Here is a 23,263-nt window from a genome sequence, read left to right on the forward strand (position 1 = left end):
TGCGCAAGATAAGAGACATAAATCTGTGTTTGCTATCCGAGCAGCGATCAACAGCAAAAGTGACTCAGTGACGGCTGATGCCTACCTTGATCNCCCTCACACACCATCAAAAAGGCCCACGTGATCACACGTCATGCTCTGAATGACCAAAAAGCAAGCGATTGCATCGACACTATCAACATATTTGGTAACCATTAGGGGGTATTCGCGGTAATATGCAGATAGTTGTGATCGGGATCGCGCGTTACTAGGGCGTTGTTACATACACTGAGTCCATCTCATCCGGCGCCAGAGCAAAGACAATAAAGACAGTTAGAACTGTCGCAAAATCGGCACCGACATGAGTTTGACTGCATCTAATAAGTTGTTTGAGGGTTACAATGAACGAGATTTTACTTGCGGTCGTCGCTGGTGCCATCGTTGGCTTTTTCTTCAGCGCGATCAAGTTACCACTGCCTGCTCCCCCAGTACTATCGGGGATCATGGGCATTGTTGGTATCTACCTTGGCGGCATGGCCTATCAGGCCGTGATCGAACGCTTTTTCTCTTAACTTAAGATAATTGGAGCACATTATGGCTACCCCACATATCAATGCCGCAGATGGCGCCTTTGCTGAAACCGTCCTGATGCCAGGTGATCCACTTCGTGCGCAATACATTGCCGAGAACTTCTTGGAAAACGCAGAGCGTGTCACTGACGTACGTAACATGTTTGGCTACACCGGCACCTATAAAGGGAAAAAAGTGTCAGTGATGGGCCACGGTATGGGTATTCCATCTTGCTCAATCTACGTGCATGAGCTGATCAAAGACTACGGCGTGAAGAATATCATTCGCGTTGGTAGCTGTGGCGCTGTGAAAGACGATGTAAAACTGATGGATGTAATTGTTGCACAAGGTGCATCAACCGACTCTAAAGTGAACCGCACGCGTTTCGCGAACCACGATTTTGCTGCGATCTCTGACTTCCATCTGCTGGAAACGGCAGTAGGTGAAGCGCGCAAACAAAACGTTTCTGTTCGTGTGGGTAACGTATTCTCTGCAGACTTGTTCTACAGCCCTGAAGCGGATCTGTTCAACACCATGGACAAGCTTGGCATCCTTGCAGTTGATATGGAAGCGGCAGGTATCTACGGTGTGGCCGCTGAGCTGGGCGCGCGCGCACTGACCATTTTGACTGTGTCTGACCACATCATCCGTGGTGAAGCCTTGAGCTCAGACGAGCGTCAGAAATCATTTAACGAAATGATGACTGTATCGCTTGAAACAGCGATCAACCTGTAAGTGTTGATCGGAGGAAACGTGTCTAGCGGCAAACTGCCCCCAGCTGCCGGTGACTTGCAGCTGAACTTTTGTAAAACGCTCACTTGCCCAAATTTTGGGTCCACTGATGAGCAGCATTACTTGGTTCAGCACACCAATCCGGCACGCCCAACCTTGGTATGCCGTGAGTGTGGTGCGTTTCCTCCATTGCTCAACAACCACCAAGTGCATGCAGAGCTGATCACTCAGCGACAACTGCATGCCGATGGTTTATGCGCCTGCACCAACCCAGATTGCGAACATCTGGGCAAACCCGTACTCACCCACCGAGCCTGCTACCATGCATTTGGCTACAGCGGTGATAAACAGCGCTATCGCTGTAAAGGGTGTCAAAGCACCTTCGTCGATCGCTGGTCGGGGGTGAATAAAAAAAGTGAGTTACAGCAAAAGTTGTTGGCCTACCTGTTCACAGGCCACACGGTGCGAGAGATTTGCCGCCGTCTAACGCTGAACCCCAAGACCTTTTACGATCATCTCAACCATATTGCCGCTCGCTGTCGGCAAAAACTTGCGGCTTATGATACGCGCTTTTTAGGCGAAACCACCCAAGGCCACCTTGCTAGCGTACACGCACCTTTGCAGCCACACAGTCAAAATGGCGTGCAATGGCTCGCCACGGGGGAAGCACATAGCGGTTATGTGTTGCTACAAGACGTGAATTATCATTCGTACGATCACCCAGAGGTCAATGCTCAGCACGATCCCTATCAAGATCATTGTCGATTTATCGCCAGTGCGCCTGATGTCGACCGAAGCGAAACACTCGCGACGCCCGAGGGATTACTCGGTCGCGTGGATGCAAAATATCGCGCGGTTTTCGCTCGCTCGAATGTAGAAGACCCGTATACCCAACCACTGCATTTTATCTATCCCAACCGTGGCACCTTGATACGTCCACAGTACACAACCTATGCACACTACCTAAATCTCAAGCCCTTATTGGCGCATTGGCAAAACATTGTGGTGTTTTCACCGCAAGAGCCTTTGCTTCGCTCTGCCTGCTTATCAGTCTTTGAAGCTGACATTCGGGATAAACGCGTCAGTCACGTATACGTTGAACAGGACGCATACTGGCAACCCGGCGCAGAGCCTGAGAAAATCGATATCGTATTACTCAGTTGGTGGCGCGATCGCTGGGCGTTTACGCGCAGTGGTGAAGGCACAAAAGCCATTTGCGATCATGGCCAAGCAAAAGGCAAAGAAGCGTACTGGTTAACCCATGCTAGCTGCGATGCATTGAAGAAATATCAGCAACATTTTCATCAGCAATTTGCGCTGTTAGTCAATGAGCCTCGTCGACGCTTACGTCCCGGCGGCCTGCTTCCCCTGCTTGATATTTACCGCGCGTGGCACAACTTGTGTTGGCAAGACAAGCAGCACCAAACACCGGCTCAGCACCTTGGTTTGACCGACCGGCCGCTAACATTGGCTGATCTGCTCCTTTAACCGCGGCTTCCTTTCCATTCCCTTGATAAATCACGCGGTGTGACTTGACGCGTATCACTTTTTGTTGCCTAAATAAGACTGTGGTTTCTTTACAGGGTGTTTTATTTGGATATTCAACTTCTTCGTACCTTTATCGAGGTCAGTAAAACACGTCATTTTGGCCACGCGGCCGATAACCTCTATTTGACGCAATCGGCAGTCAGTTTTCGGATTCGTCAGCTCGAAACCCAACTCGGTGCCCCTTTATTCATTCGTCAACGCGGGAATGTTCGGCTCACAAGTGCCGGAGAACGCATGCTGCCTTATGCGGAAACCTTACTACAAACATGGCAACGTGCTCAGCAAGATGTCACCTTGACGCAAGCCGCCAACGAGCAGCTCACTATTGGAGCCTCCCCAACGCTTTGGGAACTAGAAGGGGTCAGTGACTGGATTAATCGTATATGTGCCAATCAACCTGATTGGGTGATCCGCGCTGAAGCCACGCCTCGACAAATGCTGGCGCGTCAATTGATTGAAAAGCGCATTGATGCCGGTCTGACATCTGAATTACCCAAACTCGAAGGATTGCACTCCCATCACCTCGGCGATTATCAATTACAATTGGTCAGCCACCTGCCCGATGTGACCATGGCAGATATCCAAGACTTAGCGATCGTCTATTTGGATTGGGGAACCCGCTTTGCTGTCGAGCAAAGTCGTATTGAGGCATTGCAACGTCCACCCGTCCTCCATACCCAATCGTGTCACCTTGCGCTTAATTATTTACTCACTCACGGCGGCGTTGCATTTCTACCGTCTCTGGCTATTCAGCCATACATCGACCGTGGACAACTGCATCTGGTAGGCACCAGCCCAGCATTGGTTCATCAGCTTTATCTTGTCTGGTTAGACAGCAGCGATAAGTCACATTTAATCAACGAGTTACAAAGCTCTACTGGCCAGCTTGTCCCTGAGTAAAAAAAACACGTTTGCAATGATAATTTCACTAGTCGGCGGTGAATTTTTGGGCTATCTTAACCTTTAAGGGTGACGCGCGCGTTGCCTGAATATCCGGCTGCAAACACAGCCACGTAAATACATTAGCGTTAGGAAAGCACCACCATGGCACAGTGGGATCAATGGTTAAAACATGGCTCTCAACACAAAGAGAAGTTCAAGTCCCGACACCACGACTATTTTGATGACGAGGCACCACGCGGTAAAAAAGGTAAGAAACGTCAACAGAACAAGTCGCGCCGTCAACAACACGATGATGGCTTTTTCGGAGATGACCGTTGACAAACAGTCGCTAGCCCCCAATCAGATTGCATGACACGGTGGCCACACCGCCCAACGGCAACAAAACGGGTTCAGGCACATAGCGAGATAGCACACGCACAGCTAAATAGAATATAAGTAAAAGGGCAACGTCTTCCGGCGTTGCCCTTTTGTGTACAGCAAGCCACAAAGGCTATCAATGGCGTACTGAGTAATATGTATTACGCTGTTGCCGCCTCCCATTTGGCCTGATGAGCAGTGACCTGAGTTCTGGCAGACTTCCAACGCGTATCAAGCTGCAAATCTGTCCAATCAATCGTTTTTTCTACACGCAATTGACTGGCCGCGGGGACATCTGTGATGGGCAAGGTATCGAGAACGGCAACCGCGCTATCTCGGTCATTACAGACCAACACCATATCACAGCCTGCTTCCAAGGCTGCGCGTGCACGAGCCGGTGCATCGCCTAATACATGTGCCCCACCCATACTGAGATCATCAGAGAAAACCAGTCCTTTAAAGCCCAGCTGCTGGCGCAAGATCTGGGTCAACCAGAACGCGGACGCACTGGCAGGCTGCGCATCATGATGCGGATACACCACATGAGCCGGCATCATGGCATCCAGTAAGCCTTCCTCGATGAACGCTTTGAAGATGGCGAAATCCGACGAGTGCAACATCTCACGCGGATCATGCGGCGTCACCAGATGAGAGTCTTCCTGTACCCCTCCGTGACCCGGAAAATGCTTGCCCGTACTTGCCATACCCACCGCGCGCATGCCTTGGGTGAAGGCGCGTGCATAACGAATAGCCTCCGCGGGATTGTCACCAAAAGCTCGATCTTTAATCGCTGCGCAAGCAAATCCTAAGTCCAACACTGGTGCAAAGCTTAAATCAATCCCATGCGCGATAAGCTCGGCGGCCATCAACCAGCCGGCTTGCTCGGCAACACTAGCATCCGCCTTGAGAGCCCCATAAGACTGTGCCGCTGGAATACGTGTGAACGGCGCTTTAAAACGCTGTACACGCCCCCCTTCTTGATCGACACCAATTAGAATATCCCGCCCCGCTGCTGCACGGATCTCTGCAGTGAGCGCCTGCAGTTGCTCACTGTCATGATAATTGCGTGCAAACAGGATGACACCGCCCACACTGGGATGAGCTAAGATCTCTTTTTCTTCATTGTCGATACGCTCTGCGTGAACATCCAACCATACTGGCCCCATCATATCTCCTTCATCCCGTTGTCAGCCGACTGCCACGCCGGCACGTTATACTGGTGCCAAGGCCTTATGAGTACGTGACTTGCTTGGCAACTGAAAACCTTATGACGTATTAATGCTGTGCGTATGCCACGCTGGCAGCCATTATCACAACAGAATAATCAAGCACTTTGCCTAGATTCGCAATCTGTTTATACTCGTGCCATGGAAGGGGTATTCAACTAAACAGCTCCCTATTAGGGGTCCCCTCATCTGTCCGCGCAGGGTGTTAATAACGCCCAGTGGTTGCGCAATTTGTGCATTGATAAGGAACACACATGCCTCAACCCGCAGCAGATATATACATCGGTGTGATGTCTGGCACCAGTTTAGATAACATTGATGTCGTGGCAGTACGCTTTACACAAGCTGGGCACGTTGAGCCCATTGCGCGCCACAGTGAGCCCATGCCGCAAGATATTAAAGCAACCGTGATTAGTTTAAGTCGCGGCCACCCTATAGCGATCACTGCGATTGGGCAGTTAGATCGCCGTCTCGGCGAGTGCTATGCCCATGCCATCAACACCTTGCTGGAAATCGCAAGCTTGCGCCCCAAGCATGTTGCTGCAATCGGTTGTCACGGACAGACCGTGTATCACCAACCCAGTGGTGATTATCCGTTTACCATGCAACTGGGTGATGCCAATGTGATCGCAGCGCGAACAGGCATTACCACGGTTGCCGACTTTCGCCGCAAAGATATGGCGTTTGGCGGCCAAGGCGCGCCACTCGTGCCCGCATTCCATAACGATTTATTTTCCGATGCCAAGCAACCGACCGCAGTGGTCAATATTGGCGGTATTGCCAATGTCTCCATGATATGTCCCGACCAACCCTTATACGGTTACGACACGGGGCCGGGGAATATGCTGATGGATGCGTGGATACAGCGTCACAAGCATCAGGCGTATGATAAAGATGGCGCATGGGCAGCCAGCTGCTCCGCCTACCAGCCATTGCTGCAGCGTTTGCTCTCTGATCCTTACTTTTCACGCCCTGCGCCAAAAAGCACTGGGCGAGAATACTTCAACCTTGACTGGCTGGATCGCCACTTACTGGCGTTTTCTCTCTCCCCGTCACAGGTGCAAGCCACACTACTTGAACTGACGGCACAAAGCATTGCCATGGCGATACAGCCTCATGAGCAAGGTCGCGTGTTTATCTGTGGTGGCGGCGCACACAACCAAGCGTTGATGGCAGCACTGCAGGCGGCGCTGCCTCAGTGGCATATTGCGCGTTCAGATGATGTGGGGATCAGTTGCGACGACATGGAAGCCATCGCGTTTGCATGGTTAGCCCGCCAAACCCTCTATAACCAGCCGGGCAATGTGCCCGCTGTCACCGGTGCTAGTCAGGCCTGCTGTCTGGGTGCCATTTATCTGCCCTTCTAGGAAGGGCATCAAGAAAATAGAAGAGTACAACTTTTCCCGTTATATGGGGTTAGCCGGATGAGCTTAAGCGACCTTGCCGTAAAATCGTAACAGGTTGGACATTGTCCATACGCTGAACATACGCCTGATACTGATTGAACGGTAAGGGGCGCGAGTAGTAAAAGCCTTGGCCAACGTCAACGCCATAGCGTCGCAATAGCGCTTCCGCTTCTTCACACTCCACCCCTTCAGCAACCACCATGACCCCAAGTGAGCGTGCCATATCCGTCGTCGCACGTACAATGCTTTGATGGCGACCACTTTGGGGTAAATTGCGTACAAAGCTACGGTCAATTTTCAACTCAGTAAATGGCAGCTGTGAGAGAAAATACAGCGATGAATAGCCGGTACCGTAGTCATCAATCGACACCTCAATACCACTTGCTGACAGCTCACTGATCAAACGCTTCAGCCAATCGTAGTCTTCAACCATCACCGATTCGGTCAGTTCAAGAGAAACCAGATTCGTCGGTACATCGTATTGGCTTGCCAGATCAACCACTCGCGCCGCTAAGTTCGGGATGTATATATCGGACGCACTGATATTAATGGACAGGCGTCGACAGTGACCGCTAGCAATTAACTGTTGCTGCTGTTGGAAAGCACGTCGAATCACCCATAGGGTCAAGTTGTTGATAATACCCACATCCTCAGCCATACGCACAAAAACATCGGGGGAAATCTGTCCAAAGCGTGGATGCATCCAGCGTGCGAGCACTTCAGAACCATGAATGGATCCTGTTCGTAAGTCAATTTGAGGTTGGTGATAGAGTTCCAGCCCATCGTTTTCAATTGCCTCACGCAGATCTGCCACTAACGAAACATGAAGCTCGTGATACTTGTGTTCGTGGTTGTTAAAGTGGGTATATCCCCCGAGCACGGAACGATGTTGTTGCAGTGCTTGCATGGCGCGGTTTATCAACAGGCTAGGGTGCGATCCATCAGACGGATAATGACACACGCCGATTCGCGCATTGATGTGGGTAATAAAAGACCCGATGGCAAGTTCACCGTTAAGTCCCTCAATGACGGACTCTAAAATATGGTTACATGTCTCTAAATCTGCATCCTCAATTAAGAACGCAAATACCCCTTCTTTGAGGCACCCTAGTCGTTGATAAGGTCTATCTGATTCCGTATCAATCTGATAAATCAGCTCAACATCCAAGGCCTCTAGAACACGTTCGACAATGGTATTAATGTAAGTTTCGCGTGTATCTTCATCAAGATAAGGCAATAGATTATTATAGTTATCAACGGTTACACAGCACAGGTTGAAACTGACATTGCGAGAGATGAGATCATTAATCGCGATGTGAACTACGTTGGTATTGGGCAAGCCACTCAACGTATCATGAGTCAGTGCTTCCATGGCGTTCATTCGCTGGAACCGGAAACGCTCGGCTAAGGCAACCGAAAACAACATCATGGTGAGGCCCATGGAGAGCATCAACGCATAACGGCTCATTAAGGTATATTCGCTGTAGCCAAGCAATAGCGCATAAAACGCTAACCCACCCGCCATTGCAGGTAGCCACGACAACCCAAATAACAACAACCAAAATTTACCCGGTTGCCACTGTTTGATTAAAAAATAGATGACTAACCCGTAAATGGGCACTTGAGAAAGTAACACTAAAGAGGCTGATATATAAGGAGGGGTGATGAATGTTAGCAGAGCCAAGCCAGCTAAAGCACCTGTCGCCATCAAGAACATGGAACGTGCACGCTGATAGTTACGGCTACGCTGGAAGTTGAGGAAAAAATAGGTAAACCAAAGCGCGACAGTGAGCAAACACACGGCAAACGCTAAAATGTGATTGCTTACGAATACTTGTGCCCAATCTGGCAGAAAATAGCGGCTGAAACCATGATTGGCACTTATCACTAGTGCAGCCATGAGCGTATTCAAAACATAAATCAAATACACACGCTGTCGGCTATACACATACACCCCGACACTGTAAAGCGCCACAAGGAGCATAAAGGTGATAAAACCACCCCATAATAGATGCATTGCTTTGGCTAATTGATCGTAAGCTTGGTGCGACATCACCCATAGAGGCATGGTTGGCATGTCACTAGACGTGACTTTAATCAGTAAGGTATTTGCTCGTTCAGGCCGGAGATCAATAGGAATAGAGGCAGGTAACGACATGTTAGCCGCTCTTCTCTTGGTTTTGTCTCCACTCTCAATCTTAGCTATTACTTGATCGCCATCAACAAGGTGATAACCATCAAGATAGTCAATCGTTGTGTTGTCAGTGAGGATATGAAGGTGGCGCTCAGTTAGCCCCTTGTAATCAAATTCTAATTTTATCCAAAAAGTGTGATAGTCCAGCTTCCATGGTATGTCCCCGGGACTTTGTACTGTGGCGAAAGGCGCGTGATCAATCACGTAATTGAGTGGCAATTCGTTAGTTTCGTCAATAAAGTACCGATACTCCACATCAAGCAAGGGGTCATTGAGCTGCGAAACACGGGTCAGATTGGCTATGCCATAAAAAACGGACGCCACAAAGGCAACGGCGAGCGCAATAGTGGTCCAAATGAGTGCCTGTCGCGACTGCAGAGCCTGCATTTGCATCTTCACTCCAATTTTTATCGTGATTGACCCAGCAGACCAGCCTGACTCTGCCTAACTATCATGGTTTTTCTGACACCGTGAATAACTTTCAAGGCGATCATTTGTAAACCTAGATAGATATGGCTAATTTTTCAAACACAGATCTCATCTTTATTACCTCGTCATCCCACAACGAGTGAACACTTAACTTATATATGAACATTTGTTCATCGCAATGTTCGGCGCTATACTGCAATCAATTCCATTCAAGGTAGTCCCCAAGTAGTCAATGAGTACGCCGATAATGACGATGCCAACCACACCAGACGCTTTGCAAGAAGACACCGATTTATTGACTGAAATCGCCATTCTTTACTACCAACAAAGCGCCACGCAAGAAGAGATCGCGCGTAAGTACAAGATCAGTCGCCCCAAGGTCAGTCGGTTGCTGCGACGGGCACGAGAAGAAGGGATCGTCGAAATCACAGTAAAGTTTCACCCCGTTCATAGTGCGCAGCTTGAGCAGCGTTTAATGGACAGGTTTAATTTAAAGCGCGCACTTATATCTCTCGATCAACCCAATGCCCAAGAGCAACGTATGCAGGTAGCGACACTCGTCTCAGCTTACTTGGATGCCAACCTGAACGACGGTATGGTCGTCGCGGTTGGTCAAGGACAAAATGTCGCGGCAGTCGCAGACCACCCAGGAGTGGTGTCTCATCGTCAAGCACGCTTTGTCTGCGCCATTGGTGGTACGCACCGTAGTGGAGATGCATTTAACGCTGACCATATTTGTCGACGTCTCGCCAAAAAGTTTGGTGGAAGCAGCGAAACCCTCTACGCCCCTGCCTATGTCGACAACGAAACCATTCAACAAGTCTTTGTTTCTCACCCCAACATCAGTGAAACCTTGAACCAAGCCAGAAAAGCAGAGTTTGCGCTGGTGGGAATTGGCGATATGGATGAAAATAGCCACATGGTAAAACTTGGCTGTTTTAGCGCTCGCGAATTTGTAGAAGCACGGGTTAACGATGGTATTGTCGGTGACATCGGCGGCTTTGATTTTTTCCGCATGGACGGTCAACCGACCGATAATCTGATGCGAGGCCGTGTAGTGGGTCTAGCTATGCCAGATTTGGCGCGCATTCCTAATGTGATTGCTATGGCAAGCGAAAGCCGCAAAGCGTTGTCCATCTTAGGTGCACTGCGTACAGGTGTCATTGACGTGTTAGCAACCAGTGCCAGTTGCGCCATGGCGCTATTGAATATGTCAGAGCCGGCACCGAACGAGAAGCAGATCACATTTCAACAGCCAGAGTAAACCACATATAAAGAAGTGAGATGTATCGCGGGATTATTTCGCAATACAATTGACAATCGACGTGAAAAACACAAAGATCGTCACATCATTTGCTCAGGCGCGTTGCATCTGTTCATATTCAGAGCAGGCGCTAACCCGCAAACGTGGCGTCTGAGCCTATCACGCAGAAAAGGTGAGTGAAGATGAGCAACAAACTGGACCAACTCCGCGCCCTGACCACCGTTGTCGCTGACACTGGTGACATCGAAGCGATCAAAAAGTACCAACCACAAGATGCAACGACAAACCCGTCGCTGATCCTGAAAGCCGCGCAAATCAAAGAATATGCGCCGCTCATCGAAGAAGCGATTGCTTACGCCAAATCACACAGCAACGACGCTGATCAACAAGTGGCAGACACGTGTGACCGTCTTGCCGTCAATATCGGTAAAGAAATCCTCAATGCTATCCCTGGCCGTATTTCAACCGAAGTGGATGCTCGCTTATCTTACGACACTGACGCCAGTGTGGCGAAAGCACGCAAACTGATCAGCATGTACAACGAGGCTGGGATCAGCAACGACCGTATCTTGATCAAACTCGCCTCAACGTGGGAAGGTATTCGCGCTGCAGAGATCCTAGAAAAAGAAGGGATCAACTGTAACCTGACGCTACTCTTCTCTTTCGCGCAAGCGCGCGCCTGCGCAGAAGCAGGTGTTTACTTGATCTCACCATTCGTTGGTCGCATCATGGACTGGTACAAAGCGAAGGAAGGCCGTGATTTCACACCAGCAGAAGACCCAGGCGTGAAATCCGTCACCACCATCTACAACTATTACAAGTCACATGGCTACAATACTGTGGTCATGGGCGCAAGTTTCCGTAACACCGGCGAAATCTTAGAGCTGGCAGGCTGTGACCGTCTAACCATTAGCCCACAACTGCTGCAAGAGCTCAGTGACGCAGAAGGTGACGTGCCAGTGAAATTGCAAGATACTGGCGCCACAGAGCAGCGTCCAGCGCGTATGACCCATGCTGAGTTTATGTGGGAACATAACCAAGACGCGATGGCAGTTGAAAAACTGGCTGAAGGCATCCGCAATTTCGCGGTTGACCAAGGCAAGCTCGAAGCCATGATTCGCGAGCAACTGTGATTTAACACAATAAAAGCGGCTTAGGCCGCTTTTATGATTAACGTCGATACCGTATTCAACCTGTTCAATCTGTAGGTATACACATGGAACGCAAAATGCTAGCCAACGCCATTCGCGCCCTTGCGATGGACGGAGTTCAACAAGCTAACTCGGGACACCCAGGTGCCCCAATGGGTATGGCTGATATCGCCGAGGTTTTGTGGCGCGACCACATGAACCACAACCCACAAAATCCAGACTGGGCAAACCGCGATCGCTTTGTGCTATCAAACGGCCACGGCTCAATGCTGATTTACTCACTGCTGCACCTTACGGGTTATGACCTTGCCATTGACGATCTGAAGCAATTCCGTCAATTGCACTCAAAAACACCGGGTCACCCAGAGTACGGTTATGCTCCTGGCATCGAGACCACAACCGGTCCGCTTGGCCAAGGTATTACTAACGCCGTCGGTATGGCCGTGGCTGAGAAAGCACTGGCTGCTCAATTCAACCGTGACGGCCATGATATTGTCGATCATCACACATACGCGTTCCTTGGTGATGGCTGCCTGATGGAAGGTATTTCTCACGAAGCCTGCTCGCTAGCCGGTACCTTGGGCCTAGGTAAATTGATTGCGTTTTGGGATGACAACGGCATCTCAATCGACGGTCACGTTGAAGGTTGGTTCTCTGACGATACGCCAAAACGTTTTGAATCTTATGGCTGGCAGGTTATCCCTGCGGTCGACGGCCACGATCCTGCTGCGATTCAAGCAGCTATCGAAGCGGCAAAAGCTGAAACCGGCAAACCAACGCTTATTTGTACCAAAACCACTATTGGTTACGGTTCACCGAACAAAGCCGGTAGCCATGACTGCCACGGCGCACCGCTAGGCGAAGACGAAATCAAAGCGGCACGCGAATTCCTTGGTTGGGAGCACGGTCCGTTTGAGATCCCACAAGACATTTATGCACAGTGGGATGCCAAAGAAGCCGGTGCGGCCAAAGAAGCAGCATGGAACGAAAAATTCGCTGCCTATCAGGCGCAGTATCCAGAACTCGCGGCGGAATTTACTCGTCGTATGAACGGTGACCTGCCTTCAAACTGGGATAGCGAAACCCAAAAGCTCATCAAAGACCTACAGGCTAACCCAGCGAAAATTGCCTCACGTAAAGCGTCGCAAAACGTACTAGAGGCCTTCGGCAAACTGCTACCTGAACTGCTTGGCGGTTCGGCGGATCTGGCGCCATCAAACCTCACCATGTGGTCTGGTTCAAAAGCCATTACTGCTGACGACGCCAGTGGTAACTACCTACACTACGGTGTACGTGAGTTTGGTATGACCGCCATCATTAACGGTATTGCGTTGCATGGCGGCTTTGTACCTTACGGCGCAACCTTCTTGATGTTTATGGAATACGCGCGCAACGCGATGCGTATGGCGGCCCTGATGAAGGTGCAAAACATTCAGGTTTATACCCACGATTCCATCGGCTTGGGCGAAGACGGTCCAACTCACCAGCCGGTCGAGCAAATGGCTAACCTGCGCCAGACACCAAACATGAGCACTTGGCGTCCATGTGACCAAGTAGAATCAGCTGTTGCTTGGAAGGCAGCTGTTGAGCGTAAAGACGGCCCAAGCGCGTTGATCTTCTCGCGTCAAGGCCTTGCCCAACAAGAGCGTGATGATGCACAGCTTGCTAACATTGCCAAAGGTGGCTACATCCTGAAAGATTGTGCGGGTAAGCCAGAGCTTATCTTGATTGCAACTGGCTCTGAGGTTGAGCTAGCCGTTGATGCGGCGGCACAACTGAGTGAGTCTGGCAAGCAAGTGCGTGTGGTTTCCATGCCAAGCACGGATCTGTTTGACAAGCAAGATGCAGCCTATCGCGAATCTGTATTGCCATCAGACGTGACAGCGCGTATCGCGATCGAAGCCGGCATTGCCGACTATTGGTACAAGTACGTGGGTCTAGACGGTCGTATCATTGGCATGACATCTTTTGGTGAATCAGCACCGGCTGGTGAGCTATTTAAGATGTTTGGTTTCACCGTTGAAAACGTTGTAGAAACCGCTAACGAACTACTCGCCTAGTTCCTTATAGCCAGCGATTAGCACGCTAACGCGCACAAAGGCCAGTCTCAGACTGGCCTTTTTTATGTCCTTTCGCCACGATTCAGTAAAGTCAGTAAAGAAAGCGACTGGCTGATGGACGAGGGTGGTACGCAGACCTCACACCGAGATCGTGGCGAAGATATTCAGATAGCTCATCCATTGAACAAACGTTCAACATTTTATCGGCTCGCGTAATGCCAACCGTGATAGTGACAACCTTCATCACAGTGACGGTAAAACCTTGTTTCGTAATTGCCATCAGTGACTTTCCTCTCATTGTTTTTTCAACATACTCGCCATCATAAAACCTCAAGTTATATTGAGGTAAATGAAAATCACAGCAACGGGAGCAAAAAATGACCATGAGTGTCGGGCAAGTGGCTAAGCGTGCGGGGGTAAGGGTCTCTACCCTGCATTTTTACGAGCAAAAGGGGCTGATTGTGAGTCAACGCAACGCGGGTAACCAACGTCGTTACGACCGTGCAGTGCTGCGTCGCCTTGCCGTGATCAAAGCGGCGCAAAATGTTGGCCTGTCACTGGATGCGATTGGCAAAGCACTCAGCGAGCTTCCTTCACACCAAGCGCCCACTCAAGCGCAATGGCGTAAAATGGCAGAGCACTGGGATCAGACCCTGAACGATCAAATTGCGCGGCTTCAACAGCTACAGTCAAGCCTCAGTGGCTGCATCGGCTGCGGCTGCCTCTCTATGAAATCATGTGCGCTCTATAATCCCAATGACGCGGTGGGCGAAGCCACGAAAGATGACAACGTGCTCAACCACCCAAAAACCAATGTGTCTGATCTTTTAAAACACTGGGGCAAGAGCAGGTAATATGCCTGCTCACTGCTGTTAGTGGTAGTCACGGATTGAGGAACGTGACTTGGTTGGCGCACCGAGATCCAGATCATCTCGCAAATGTTCAGGTAACTCTGAAACATGCACGCTCCGCTTATTTTGGGTACGCCTTAACTGCCACGTACGTAATCTATTCTTAACTGAATTTACAATCTGTTTGACTGTTGGAAATACCGGATCATACATCGTCATCATGATTTACCGCCTCTGTGAACAAAAAGTATGATTTATTTTTGCCCGGCAACTCGCTATGCTCAAACGATGAACACGGGTAATCAGTTAAGTAAATCTTATGTCAAAGACGCAACCTACACGTATGCCGCCTCTTCAAGGCTTGTATTACTTTTATCAAGCTGCACATTTGGGGAGTTTTAAAGCAGCTGCAGATGCCTTGTTTGTAACCGCCGCCGCAATCAGCCAGCAGATCCGATTGTTAGAGGAATGGCTGGAGACTCCTCTGTTTTATCGCCAGCACCGTAAAGTGACGCTTACTCCGGAAGGCGAAATTCTATTTAAGCACGCTCAACAAGGGTTTAAAAGCATTCTCAACGGCGTGTGGCTGCTCAATAATGACCCTTCCCCACATCAGCTATCACTGTCAACTCTCCCCTCGTTCTCCCAAAACTGGTTGGTTCCTCGGCTTGCGCAATTCAGGGACTCCTATCCAGACTTATCCATCTTGGTGGAGTCCACCACAACGTTAAATACGTTCGAGCAATCTTCCATTGATTTATGTATCCGTTATGGCGGAGGACGTTACGACGGGTTGCAGTGCGAATGGCTAATGGGCGATATCCTCTATCCAGTCTGCCATCCCCTCTATCAACAACAACATGGTATTTATGCGATTGAAGATTTATACAAGGGCCATTTAATCAGTGATATGTGGAGAGATATGGACTGGACTCGTTGGTTCAATACCGTCGGTACGGCAGGGGGATGCTCGACCATTACTTACAACGGCTCTAACTATGCCATTGAAGGCGCATTATCTTTGCAAGGAATTGTGCTTGCTCGTCATAGCTTGGTACAGCGATATATCGCTGACAACAGCTTAGTCCGTATCGGCCAAGTGGCAGTAAAGCCCACCAATGGTTACTTTTTGTGCGCGCCTGCCGGATACTTTAAGCGAGATAAAGTCGATCAGTTTTGTCAGTGGATCAAGCAGCAGGCAACGGCTTTTCAGCAAACTTGGCCTGATAATATCACGCTATTTGAGGATGTTAGCGCAGGCACTTGATTGCTCTCGTACTTGAATGCATGGGTACACGCTTACATTTTTCTAAAAAAGCGTTTAAATGCTTTACATGAACTGGGATTGCTGTATGGTGGTCACAGCTCTGGAACATGGAGCATCAATGATTCATCAAGTAAAAGTCGACATAAGCTACGCTATTATCAATATTATAGAGTTTCTAACGTTACCCACTTTCGCTTTTAGACATTTCATCGACTCCGTTCAAAGCTACCCTATTTATTTTAATTTAAGAGAGAATGATTATGTCTAATCAATCAACTGGTATCGTAAAGTGGTTTAACGAAGAGAAAGGTTTTGGTTTCATCACTCAAGACAGCGGCGAAAAAGACGTGTTTGTACACTTCCGCGCGATTGTTGGTGAAGGCTTTAAAACCCTTACCGAAGGCCAACGTGTAAACTTTACCGTTGAGCAAGGCCAAAAAGGCCCACAGGCATCTAACGTTTCTGTTGCATAAGAAACCTTGTCTGACTGATTGTAGGGCGCCATTGGCGCCCTTTTTTGTGCCTGTCGATCAGACACTCGCGATAATAAAAAAGGCCCCACAAGCACTTGCTGTGGGGCCTTTTTTTTTTAACCTTGACTATCAATTAACATTGATTAGCTTTGTTGCATCTTCTGGCGTTTTTTCAAAAAGGTTAACCAGCTTTCTACTGCGTCATCCGGCGAAATACGTTGCGCGACTTTAGCTTGTTCAAGGGCATGGTCAAACTGATTCAACTTGTAATACGCTTGTACTTTCGCTAGCGCAATATCCTTCTTAGAGGCCCCTTTTTCCGCCCTGTCTAGCGAAGTGAGTGCTTGCTGATAATCACCCTGCTGAATTTGCATCAAAGCCAGCTGCCAGTGATATTGGCTCTCTTTCTTAGCTGCTAGTTGCCAAGCTGAAATGGCCTGAGGCCATTCACGCGCTTGTTGCCAAAGGCTGGCTTGCTGAGCAAGTGTTTGCGCATCTTGCTCGCTCTCAGGCAACCCCTTCAGCCACTTGGCTGCGCGTTCAGGAACACCGACATTGGCGTAAAGCTGTGCCACTGTCCGTTGCTCACTCGGCTCTAGGGCTATCCCTTTGCGCTTGGCAAGTAAATAGGTGCTAATCGCGTTTTTCGGCTGTTCTAAGCGCACATAGTTGGCCGCCAATTGACGCCACCACTGTTTATTATCTGGCTCAAGGGTAATCAAGGCTTTTAAAGTGGGGGTCGCCCCGCGCCATTGCTCTAATTGCAATTGTGCCCCAAGCTTGAGTGACAATGCCGACACGGTGGCCGTGTTATTCATGGCGCGCTCATAGTCCGGATACGCAGCCAACACTTTCTGCCATTGCTCGCGTTGATAATGCGCTTGCATGATACGCAGCCACACATCTTCTGCCTGCTCTGCTTTCTCTTTGGGTACCGAACGGGCAAGCGGATAATAATATTGCAAGGCTGCCGCGTATTGGCCATCAATCAGCAGTAGATCGGCTAACATCCGCTTGGTTTGCCACGCTTGCGCATCTTGCAATTGCTCGCTATCTACCGCGCGCTTGATATGAACAATCGCTTTATCATTGTTGCCATATTGCCAGTAGAAAACCCCCAGCGCACGGTCAACAAAAGCTTTGTCAAAATCACGTTTCACATTCAGCTTGTTGAGTAGCGCAATGGCTTCGCCCAACTTAGACGCTTGCTCTAACGCTTGTGCCTTTTCAATCGATAAGGCAACCGAGGGTGACAACTGCGCCGCGGCGGGCAGCGCAAACATCAATGCCAAGGTAAAGATAAGTCGTTTCAACATTAGCGTAAGTTAAACTCCAATTTGATCTGCTGACCCGGCTGCGCCACGGCTTCTCCATTCACCACTTTGGGCTCGTACTTCCATTTACGCAGCGCTCGCAGTGCTTCACGTTCAAACACACGGGGCGGATTTGCTTCAACCACACTCAAATCTTGCGGTCGACCGGAAGGACTAATGGTAAAACGCACCACTACATATCCTTCTAAACCACGACGCATGGCCCGTGGTGGATAATTGGGTTCCACCCGAAACAGCGGCATAGCCTGCTGATTATTCGGCCCCTGCATGACGCTTAAATCACCCAGTGAGGGAGCTTGCACCATGACGCCTTGAATGTTGGTCTGCAAATTCAGCGTTGGCATATCCGGCTGAGCGGAAGCTGTCGACTGTGTTTGTGTCACCGGCGTCGGCGCATCTGGCATTTCCGGTGGTTTCGGCCGCTCTGGCACCGTGCGCTGACGACGCTGCACATCGGTGTCTGGCTCCTGCATAAAAATATCGATGCTCATCGAGGTCGACTTTTCTTGCGGGCGCTGGGTACTGTGACCCACCATCAGAGCCATCAGCATAAATAAGCCTAACGTGAATACCAGCGCGACCGGCATTGAAATCAGCCATCGCTTCATTATGGCGACTCCGTAGCCAAGGCAATACTCGCTATCCCCGCTCCCTTGGCGGCGTCCATCACTTTTACGACGGTACCATTGTACGCCAGTTCATCGGCTTGAATCACAAGGGACGCATCCGGCTTATCCAACAGTACATGCTCTAACGTCGCTTCGACACGCTCTACATCCACCAAACGCTTATCAATATAGATTTCGTTCGATGCGGTCACTGCGACAAAGATACCGGCATCTTTTTGGCTGGTTGCATGGCTTGCCTCGGGACGGTTCACTTCCACCCCGGATTCGCGCACAAACGAGCTAGTGACGATAAAAAAGATCAACATGATGAACACAATGTCCAACATGGAGGTTAAATCGATTTGCGCTTCTTCGCGCTGCTTATGAGGTCGAATCAATCGCATTACTGACTCCGAAGCGCCTGTTCAAGCGCAACTTCTCGGCGCTGACAGGCTTTAACTAGACGGGCATGGGCAAACATGCCGGCAAGGGCCGCCACCATACCAGCCATGGTCGGCAGCGTAGCCATCGAGATCCCCGATGCCATCAAGCGTGGCTCGCTGGTCCCCTGGCTGGCCATCACATCAAATACCGAGATCATTCCAGTGACTGTGCCCAACAGGCCTAACATCGGGCAAATGGCCACCAGCGCTTTAATTAAACTGAGGTAGCGCCCCAGTTCATGCTGTGCTTCAAATAGCCACCCTTGGCGAATAGCGCGTGCATACCACGAATGGTGATCAGTGCGTGCTTGCCAAGCCGATACCCACGCTTGCCGTTGTACCGGAAACCGTGAGTATAAGTACAACAAACGTTCGATCACCAACACCCAGCAAAACAGCACTACCAGACCCAGCCACCATAGCACTGGCCCACCTTGCGCCATAAAATGGCGCAAGATAAACCAAATATCTTGGTGATTGAATTGGGAAAGTAGCTCTACATCCATCATGCTGTTTGTCCAGTGGCCGCCGTATTCGCTGGTTGCTCGGCTTGTTCTGCAACAAGGCTAATACTTTGCTTTTCCAACATGCCGCGAATGTGATCGGCCTGCCCGCTCAAAATATTATGCGCAAGAAGCAGTGGGATCGCCGCGATCAAGCCGAGTACCGTGGTCACGAGAGCCATCGAAATACCGCCTGCCATCACTTTCGGGTCGCCATTACCAAACTGGGTAATCACTTGGAAAGTTTCGATCATCCCCGTCACTGTTCCCAACAGACCCAGCATTGGCGCCAGTGCTGCCAGTAGTTTCAACATAGAGAGGCCTTTTTCACAGCCTTGCTGCTCATCGACAACCGCTTCCAGCAAACGTAACTCCAGCGATTCAACATCACGTTGTGGCGCATCGTGATACACCTTGAGGACACGGCCAAGTGGGTTATCCTCTGGTGACTCTGGATGTTTAAGCTGACGATGCATTTTGGCATGAATAGACAAAAGGACCGCGCCACGATAGAGCGCAATTAACAGACCAACAGCCAACAACGCCGCAATCACTTTGGCCACAAAACCGCCTTGGCTAAAGCGATCCGCCAGGCTTGGCGCTTTCTCCAATTGACTGAGGAGAAAACCGCGCGACGGATCAACCAGCACAGGCTCACCCACCGAGGTGATCGCTTGCTCGAGCTTGGATGTAGTCAGGGTATTATCAGGTTGCGCACGATACGAGATCGCCACCTTTCTGTCCGACTGCCAGTTCAAATAGCCCTGCGGGCTAATCAGCCCAAGGTTACCGATGCGCACCACCGACTGCTCAGACGACACGCCTTGCGCATCCACAACCGGCAGCGTTAACGCTTGCAGTTCGCCGCTAGTTTGCATTTGGGTGAGCATCCCTTGCCACAAGGTATTTAGCTGTTTGAGCGACGGTAATGTATCGGCGGCAACGATCTCTGAAACGGTTTGATTAAAGGTCGGTTGCGTGANCTACATAGCTGGAAGCGCTGTCGGTTTGAATGGTTTTGCTCGCTTGACGCACCACGCCAAATAGCTCTCCCAAACTGCCCGATTCTAAGCGAAGTTTATCTTCCAACGACGCCAGTTGTTGCTCGTTGTCACTAAAGGTGTCACTGAGTTTTTCGGTTTCCGCCTCAATCGCATTACGGGTCGCTTTCAACTGATTCAGTTTGGCGCGCAGCTCCCGCTCCGTCATCGCGAACTCCGCTTCACGCGCTTGGTTGTGTTCACGGGCTTGCTGCTGCGCTTGTTGGGTTTGACCCACAAGATCGTCAGCATGGGTCAAAGGCGCGACAGCCATAAAACAGGCTGCAGCAATCAGGGTTTTCCAGCTCATGATTTCACCCCTTGGTTGGCACTTAAAGGCAGAGATAACAACGACGGCGCCACTTGTTTTTGTGCAACCGCGAAGGCTTTATCCACGGCTTCGCCCGCACTCGCATCCAAGGATACCCACTGCATATCTCGTGTGCTCCATACCCAATGCTGCTTGCCATCAAGACTACGCGCCACCAGCGACACGCGACCAAGATGCAGCACATCCACTTGATGCGCCCGACCATCGAGCGCAATGGTATCTTGGTAAGCATCTAGCTTAGTGCCATAGTCACACTCAATTTGATAGGCCTCGAGAATACGACGAAACTTCTCCGAATCCGCCACATCGGCGCGACCCATCATCGCTTGAAGTTTTTCTAGGCGTGCTTGTCGCTGCTCCGCTTTCAGTGGCATGTCTTTAGCAATCCACTGTTCCAACCCGTCGAGCATGCGGTACATCAAAGGCACAATGCCTTGGCGCGTCTCCTTGATCTCGATGATTTGATCGCGAAGGCTTTGTGCTTCTACCTGTTGGTTGCTCACCAAGTTTTGTAGGTGATCGCGGTAGATTTCTAAATTACTGATCTGAGTTTGAATTTGCTCAATTTCTTGACGCATAGCCAAACTGGCATCGGCGCGGCGATTAATGCGTGATTGCGACTGTGCCGCTTCTTGGGTGGTTTTACCCTCGATGGCTTGCGCCTTTTCGAGCTGATCCGCACTCACCGCTGGCGTGAACGCCAAACAGGACGCAACGCCCAGAACGAGCCGAAATGAAGACGATTTTATCATGGTGATATCTACAAACATGCTTGGTGATATGGCTTCCGCCATAAACAAAAGTGAGAATAGTTTCTATTTGCGTGTAATGTACCGAGTTTGGCGGCAAAGATCTAGCCTAGCAGCATAGGGAGCGGAGAATATTGCGGCTTATCAGTAAAGAAGAAGTGACAATAAAAACTAAAAACACATCAAGTAGATAGCGACCAACTGGGTGTTAGCCTAACTCTGCACTTGGCCGATTAAGCTCAAAGACAACAGCGCACGCCATTACTCTTTTTAATCGCGTGCGCTCATTTGCTATCAATACCCTGTTGTTTCCGAGGTGTTTTTATAGATTTTGCCGTTTTTCATGATCACAACGAAGTGCGCATCTGGCTCAGCAATCAGGTCAAGATTTTCCAGCGGATTACCCTCAACAAGCAGGATGTCAGCGATAGCATCCTCTTCTATTACCCCTAATTTCCCTGAATATGGACTCCGCTTGCCAGACAGCGCAAGCAAGGCTGCATTCCCAGACGTTGCCATCGATAACACTTCAGCCGGTGTGTACCACTTTGTCATCGTGGTTAAGATCGCGCCTTGGTTTTTTGTCATGGCAGGATTGAATAAAATATCTGTGCCCCAAGCCACCTTAAGGCCATATTGCTTGGCAAGCTTAAAGGCGTTGTCGGTGCCTTGGGCGACCTGTTGCTGTTTTACTTTCGCCTCTCCTTGCGTCGGATTCGAGTACTCGTTAGCAAGGAAGGCTTGGCCGCTCAGCCATACGCCTTTTTCCGCCATTAATTGTGCAGTCGCTTCATCCATGAGCTGTCCATGTTCAATCACTTTCACACCCGCGTTGATCGCAGTTTGAATCGCTTTGGGCGTGTAGGCATGTACCGTCACATAGGTGCCCCAGTTATCTGCCGCATCTACCGCGGCACGGAATTCTTCTTCCGAGTATTGCGCCACATCAATCGGATCATACGCAGAGGAGACGCCACCCCCTGCTGCAAGTTTGATTTGCGAGGCGCCTAACATCAGTTGCTCGCGAACGCGCTTTCTTACTTCCGCCACGCCATCCGCTATCACACCACCATTGAGCGATTCGCCGCGGCTCAGCCCGGCGTTGTTCGCAGCAGGCACCTCATAACGCATCCTAAAATCACCATGTCCGCCCGTTTGCGAAATCATTGCACCGGAGGGCCAAATGCGCGGTCCAGCGACTATACCCTCGTCAATGGCTTTTTTCAGACCAAATACCGGCCCACTAAGATCACGTACACTGGTAAAGCCTCGCATTAGCGTGCGTTCAGCTTCTTGTGCGGCCCGAAGATTGATGTAGCCGACGTCAGCGGTAAGCAATTCTGGGACCGAAACAGTCGCCAACATCGCATGCCAATGTGCATCAATCAGCCCCGGCATCAGCGTGCGTCCCTCACCTTGGATCACAGTGGAGTTCAATGACGGCACCACGTCAATCGGCTGACTCGAAATCCGTGTGATCTTGTTTCCCTCAACTAAAACATGTTTTGGGGTAGAAAGCTGCGCAGATTGACCATCGAAAATACGCACATTTTCAAACAACACACTTTGTGGATGCGGCGCCAACTGCGCCTTAACAGAGACCACCAACAACAAGCCGCCCACAACGAACGTCATCCATCGCATCAACCTCTCCATCCCACACTCCTTGTACTCAGTAACAAAAAGCGACTCAAACCTTGTCCACAGCGCCTGCTCCTCGCTCATTGAACAAACCACAGGACGATGAGGTTCTGACCGCACTGTCTATTAAATTAGCCAACCATACCAAAAAGCCCAAATTTTTAGAGAGTTATCGCAATTTTGTTGATCTTGCTGTGGCACGCT

Annotated in this window: 21 protein-coding genes and 1 pseudogene; 12 read left to right on the top strand and 10 right to left on the bottom strand. The window is 50.1% G+C overall.

Annotation, left to right across the window (positions count from 1 at the left end; all coding sequences use genetic code 11):
* Positions 1-380: 380 nt before the first annotated feature.
* From BZJ17_RS12150 to BZJ17_RS17220, 5 genes are all read left to right on the top strand, one after another.
* Positions 381-551 (top strand): XapX domain-containing protein, encoded by a 171-nt coding sequence (locus tag BZJ17_RS12150; protein WP_069586728.1) that lies wholly within the window; start codon positions 381-383, stop codon positions 549-551.
* Positions 552-573: 22 nt separating this feature from the next.
* Complete coding sequence (gene deoD / locus BZJ17_RS12155; RefSeq protein WP_069586729.1) at positions 574-1,284, top strand: purine-nucleoside phosphorylase; 711 nt, start codon at positions 574-576, stop codon at positions 1,282-1,284.
* Positions 1,285-1,302: 18 nt separating this feature from the next.
* The gene (locus tag BZJ17_RS12160) at positions 1,303-2,769 is read left to right on the top strand and encodes a lactate dehydrogenase (protein ID WP_077640922.1); all 1,467 of its coding nucleotides are present in this window, start codon (positions 1,303-1,305) and stop codon (positions 2,767-2,769) included.
* Positions 2,770-2,874: 105 nt separating this feature from the next.
* Complete coding sequence (hdfR, locus tag BZJ17_RS12165) at positions 2,875-3,729, top strand: HTH-type transcriptional regulator HdfR (RefSeq protein ID WP_077640899.1); 855 nt, start codon at positions 2,875-2,877, stop codon at positions 3,727-3,729.
* A 144-nt stretch (positions 3,730-3,873) separates the two neighbouring features.
* The gene (locus BZJ17_RS17220; RefSeq protein ID WP_157893189.1) at positions 3,874-4,050 is read left to right on the top strand and encodes a hypothetical protein; all 177 of its coding nucleotides are present in this window, start codon (positions 3,874-3,876) and stop codon (positions 4,048-4,050) included.
* A 200-nt stretch (positions 4,051-4,250) separates the two neighbouring features.
* Here BZJ17_RS17220 and nagZ read toward each other — a convergent pair whose 3' ends face one another.
* On the bottom strand, positions 4,251-5,255 hold the full coding sequence (gene nagZ / locus BZJ17_RS12170; RefSeq protein ID WP_077640900.1) for a beta-N-acetylhexosaminidase: 1,005 nt from the start codon (positions 5,253-5,255) through the stop codon (positions 4,251-4,253).
* Positions 5,256-5,569: 314 nt separating this feature from the next.
* Between nagZ and BZJ17_RS12175 the strand changes: the two genes are divergently transcribed.
* On the top strand, positions 5,570-6,682 hold the full coding sequence (locus BZJ17_RS12175) for an anhydro-N-acetylmuramic acid kinase (RefSeq protein ID WP_077640901.1): 1,113 nt from the start codon (positions 5,570-5,572) through the stop codon (positions 6,680-6,682).
* Between the two features lie 49 nt (positions 6,683-6,731).
* Here BZJ17_RS12175 and BZJ17_RS12180 read toward each other — a convergent pair whose 3' ends face one another.
* Positions 6,732-9,308, bottom strand: a complete 2,577-nt coding sequence (locus BZJ17_RS12180; RefSeq protein ID WP_077640902.1) for an EAL domain-containing protein — start codon at positions 9,306-9,308, stop codon at positions 6,732-6,734.
* 268 nt (positions 9,309-9,576) lie between these two features.
* Here BZJ17_RS12180 and BZJ17_RS12185 point away from each other — a divergent pair, with 268 nt between their 5' ends.
* From BZJ17_RS12185 to tkt, 3 genes are all read left to right on the top strand, one after another.
* Positions 9,577-10,608 carry a sugar-binding transcriptional regulator gene (locus tag BZJ17_RS12185; RefSeq protein WP_077640903.1) on the top strand — a complete coding sequence of 344 codons (1,032 nt, stop codon included), beginning with the start codon at positions 9,577-9,579 and terminating at the stop codon, positions 10,606-10,608.
* Between the two features lie 182 nt (positions 10,609-10,790).
* Positions 10,791-11,741 carry a transaldolase gene (gene tal / locus BZJ17_RS12190; RefSeq protein WP_069586735.1) on the top strand — a complete coding sequence of 317 codons (951 nt, stop codon included), beginning with the start codon at positions 10,791-10,793 and terminating at the stop codon, positions 11,739-11,741.
* A gap of 83 nt (positions 11,742-11,824) precedes the next feature.
* Positions 11,825-13,819, top strand: a complete 1,995-nt coding sequence (tkt, locus tag BZJ17_RS12195) for a transketolase (protein ID WP_077640904.1) — start codon at positions 11,825-11,827, stop codon at positions 13,817-13,819.
* 91 nt (positions 13,820-13,910) lie between these two features.
* Here the strand turns inward: tkt and BZJ17_RS12200 are convergent, their stop codons facing one another.
* A complete protein-coding gene (locus tag BZJ17_RS12200) occupies positions 13,911-14,099 on the bottom strand; it encodes a hypothetical protein (RefSeq protein ID WP_077640905.1) in 189 nt (62 codons plus the stop codon).
* Between the two features lie 97 nt (positions 14,100-14,196).
* Between BZJ17_RS12200 and soxR the strand changes: the two genes are divergently transcribed.
* From soxR to BZJ17_RS12215, 3 genes are all read left to right on the top strand, one after another.
* Positions 14,197-14,673: a redox-sensitive transcriptional activator SoxR gene (soxR, locus tag BZJ17_RS12205; protein WP_077640906.1), complete on the top strand. Its 477-nt coding sequence runs from the start codon at positions 14,197-14,199 to the stop codon at positions 14,671-14,673.
* A 316-nt stretch (positions 14,674-14,989) separates the two neighbouring features.
* The gene (locus BZJ17_RS12210) at positions 14,990-15,937 is read left to right on the top strand and encodes a LysR family transcriptional regulator (protein WP_077640907.1); all 948 of its coding nucleotides are present in this window, start codon (positions 14,990-14,992) and stop codon (positions 15,935-15,937) included.
* A 260-nt stretch (positions 15,938-16,197) separates the two neighbouring features.
* Entirely contained in the window at positions 16,198-16,410 is a 213-nt protein-coding gene (locus tag BZJ17_RS12215) for a cold-shock protein (protein WP_069586739.1), read from the top strand.
* 143 nt (positions 16,411-16,553) lie between these two features.
* On the opposite strand, the gene BZJ17_RS12220 is transcribed toward BZJ17_RS12215, so the two are convergent.
* From BZJ17_RS12220 to BZJ17_RS12250, 7 genes and pseudogenes are all read right to left on the bottom strand, one after another.
* Positions 16,554-17,726 carry a BTAD domain-containing putative transcriptional regulator gene (locus tag BZJ17_RS12220; RefSeq protein ID WP_077640908.1) on the bottom strand — a complete coding sequence of 391 codons (1,173 nt, stop codon included), beginning with the start codon at positions 17,724-17,726 and terminating at the stop codon, positions 16,554-16,556.
* Positions 17,726-18,352, bottom strand: a complete 627-nt coding sequence (locus tag BZJ17_RS12225; protein ID WP_077640909.1) for an energy transducer TonB — start codon at positions 18,350-18,352, stop codon at positions 17,726-17,728. Before BZJ17_RS12225 ends, BZJ17_RS12220 begins: the two co-directional genes overlap by 1 nt.
* Positions 18,352-18,756, bottom strand: a complete 405-nt coding sequence (locus BZJ17_RS12230; RefSeq protein WP_069586742.1) for a biopolymer transporter ExbD — start codon at positions 18,754-18,756, stop codon at positions 18,352-18,354. Before BZJ17_RS12230 ends, BZJ17_RS12225 begins: the two co-directional genes overlap by 1 nt.
* Positions 18,756-19,301 carry a MotA/TolQ/ExbB proton channel family protein gene (locus BZJ17_RS12235; RefSeq protein WP_069586743.1) on the bottom strand — a complete coding sequence of 182 codons (546 nt, stop codon included), beginning with the start codon at positions 19,299-19,301 and terminating at the stop codon, positions 18,756-18,758. The genes BZJ17_RS12230 and BZJ17_RS12235 overlap by 1 nt, the downstream gene beginning before the upstream one ends.
* Positions 19,301-20,648, bottom strand: a pseudogene (locus tag BZJ17_RS17680) (MotA/TolQ/ExbB proton channel family protein). Before BZJ17_RS17680 ends, BZJ17_RS12235 begins: the two are co-directional and overlap by 1 nt.
* Positions 20,645-21,421: a DUF3450 domain-containing protein gene (locus tag BZJ17_RS12245; protein WP_198534162.1), complete on the bottom strand. Its 777-nt coding sequence runs from the start codon at positions 21,419-21,421 to the stop codon at positions 20,645-20,647. Before BZJ17_RS12245 ends, BZJ17_RS17680 begins: the two are co-directional and overlap by 4 nt.
* Before the next feature lie 291 nt (positions 21,422-21,712).
* Positions 21,713-23,062 carry an amidohydrolase family protein gene (locus BZJ17_RS12250; RefSeq protein ID WP_077640924.1) on the bottom strand — a complete coding sequence of 450 codons (1,350 nt, stop codon included), beginning with the start codon at positions 23,060-23,062 and terminating at the stop codon, positions 21,713-21,715.
* Between the last annotated feature and the right edge of the window lie 201 nt (positions 23,063-23,263).

The sequence above is a fragment of the Salinivibrio sp. IB574 genome (assembly GCF_001996205.1).
GTDB lineage: Bacteria > Pseudomonadota > Gammaproteobacteria > Enterobacterales > Vibrionaceae > Salinivibrio > Salinivibrio proteolyticus.

Coding starts and splice junctions, on each gene's coding strand:
- BZJ17_RS12150 (WP_069586728.1), top strand. CDS start 381: ATGAACGAGATTTTACTTGCGGTCGTCGCTGGTGCCATCGTTGGCTTT.
- deoD (WP_069586729.1), top strand. CDS start 574: ATGGCTACCCCACATATCAATGCCGCAGATGGCGCCTTTGCTGAAACC.
- BZJ17_RS17220 (WP_157893189.1), top strand. CDS start 3,874: ATGGCACAGTGGGATCAATGGTTAAAACATGGCTCTCAACACAAAGAG.
- nagZ (WP_077640900.1), bottom strand. CDS start 5,255: ATGGGGCCAGTATGGTTGGATGTTCACGCAGAGCGTATCGACAATGAA.
- BZJ17_RS12175 (WP_077640901.1), top strand. CDS start 5,570: ATGCCTCAACCCGCAGCAGATATATACATCGGTGTGATGTCTGGCACC.
- BZJ17_RS12180 (WP_077640902.1), bottom strand. CDS start 9,308: ATGCAAATGCAGGCTCTGCAGTCGCGACAGGCACTCATTTGGACCACT.
- BZJ17_RS12185 (WP_077640903.1), top strand. CDS start 9,577: ATGAGTACGCCGATAATGACGATGCCAACCACACCAGACGCTTTGCAA.
- tal (WP_069586735.1), top strand. CDS start 10,791: ATGAGCAACAAACTGGACCAACTCCGCGCCCTGACCACCGTTGTCGCT.
- tkt (WP_077640904.1), top strand. CDS start 11,825: ATGGAACGCAAAATGCTAGCCAACGCCATTCGCGCCCTTGCGATGGAC.
- BZJ17_RS12200 (WP_077640905.1), bottom strand. CDS start 14,099: ATGGCAATTACGAAACAAGGTTTTACCGTCACTGTGATGAAGGTTGTC.
- soxR (WP_077640906.1), top strand. CDS start 14,197: ATGACCATGAGTGTCGGGCAAGTGGCTAAGCGTGCGGGGGTAAGGGTC.
- BZJ17_RS12210 (WP_077640907.1), top strand. CDS start 14,990: ATGTCAAAGACGCAACCTACACGTATGCCGCCTCTTCAAGGCTTGTAT.
- BZJ17_RS12215 (WP_069586739.1), top strand. CDS start 16,198: ATGTCTAATCAATCAACTGGTATCGTAAAGTGGTTTAACGAAGAGAAA.
- BZJ17_RS12220 (WP_077640908.1), bottom strand. CDS start 17,726: ATGTTGAAACGACTTATCTTTACCTTGGCATTGATGTTTGCGCTGCCC.
- BZJ17_RS12225 (WP_077640909.1), bottom strand. CDS start 18,352: ATGAAGCGATGGCTGATTTCAATGCCGGTCGCGCTGGTATTCACGTTA.
- BZJ17_RS12230 (WP_069586742.1), bottom strand. CDS start 18,756: ATGCGATTGATTCGACCTCATAAGCAGCGCGAAGAAGCGCAAATCGAT.
- BZJ17_RS12235 (WP_069586743.1), bottom strand. CDS start 19,301: ATGGATGTAGAGCTACTTTCCCAATTCAATCACCAAGATATTTGGTTT.
- BZJ17_RS12245 (WP_198534162.1), bottom strand. CDS start 21,421: ATGATAAAATCGTCTTCATTTCGGCTCGTTCTGGGCGTTGCGTCCTGT.
- BZJ17_RS12250 (WP_077640924.1), bottom strand. CDS start 23,062: ATGCGATGGATGACGTTCGTTGTGGGCGGCTTGTTGTTGGTGGTCTCT.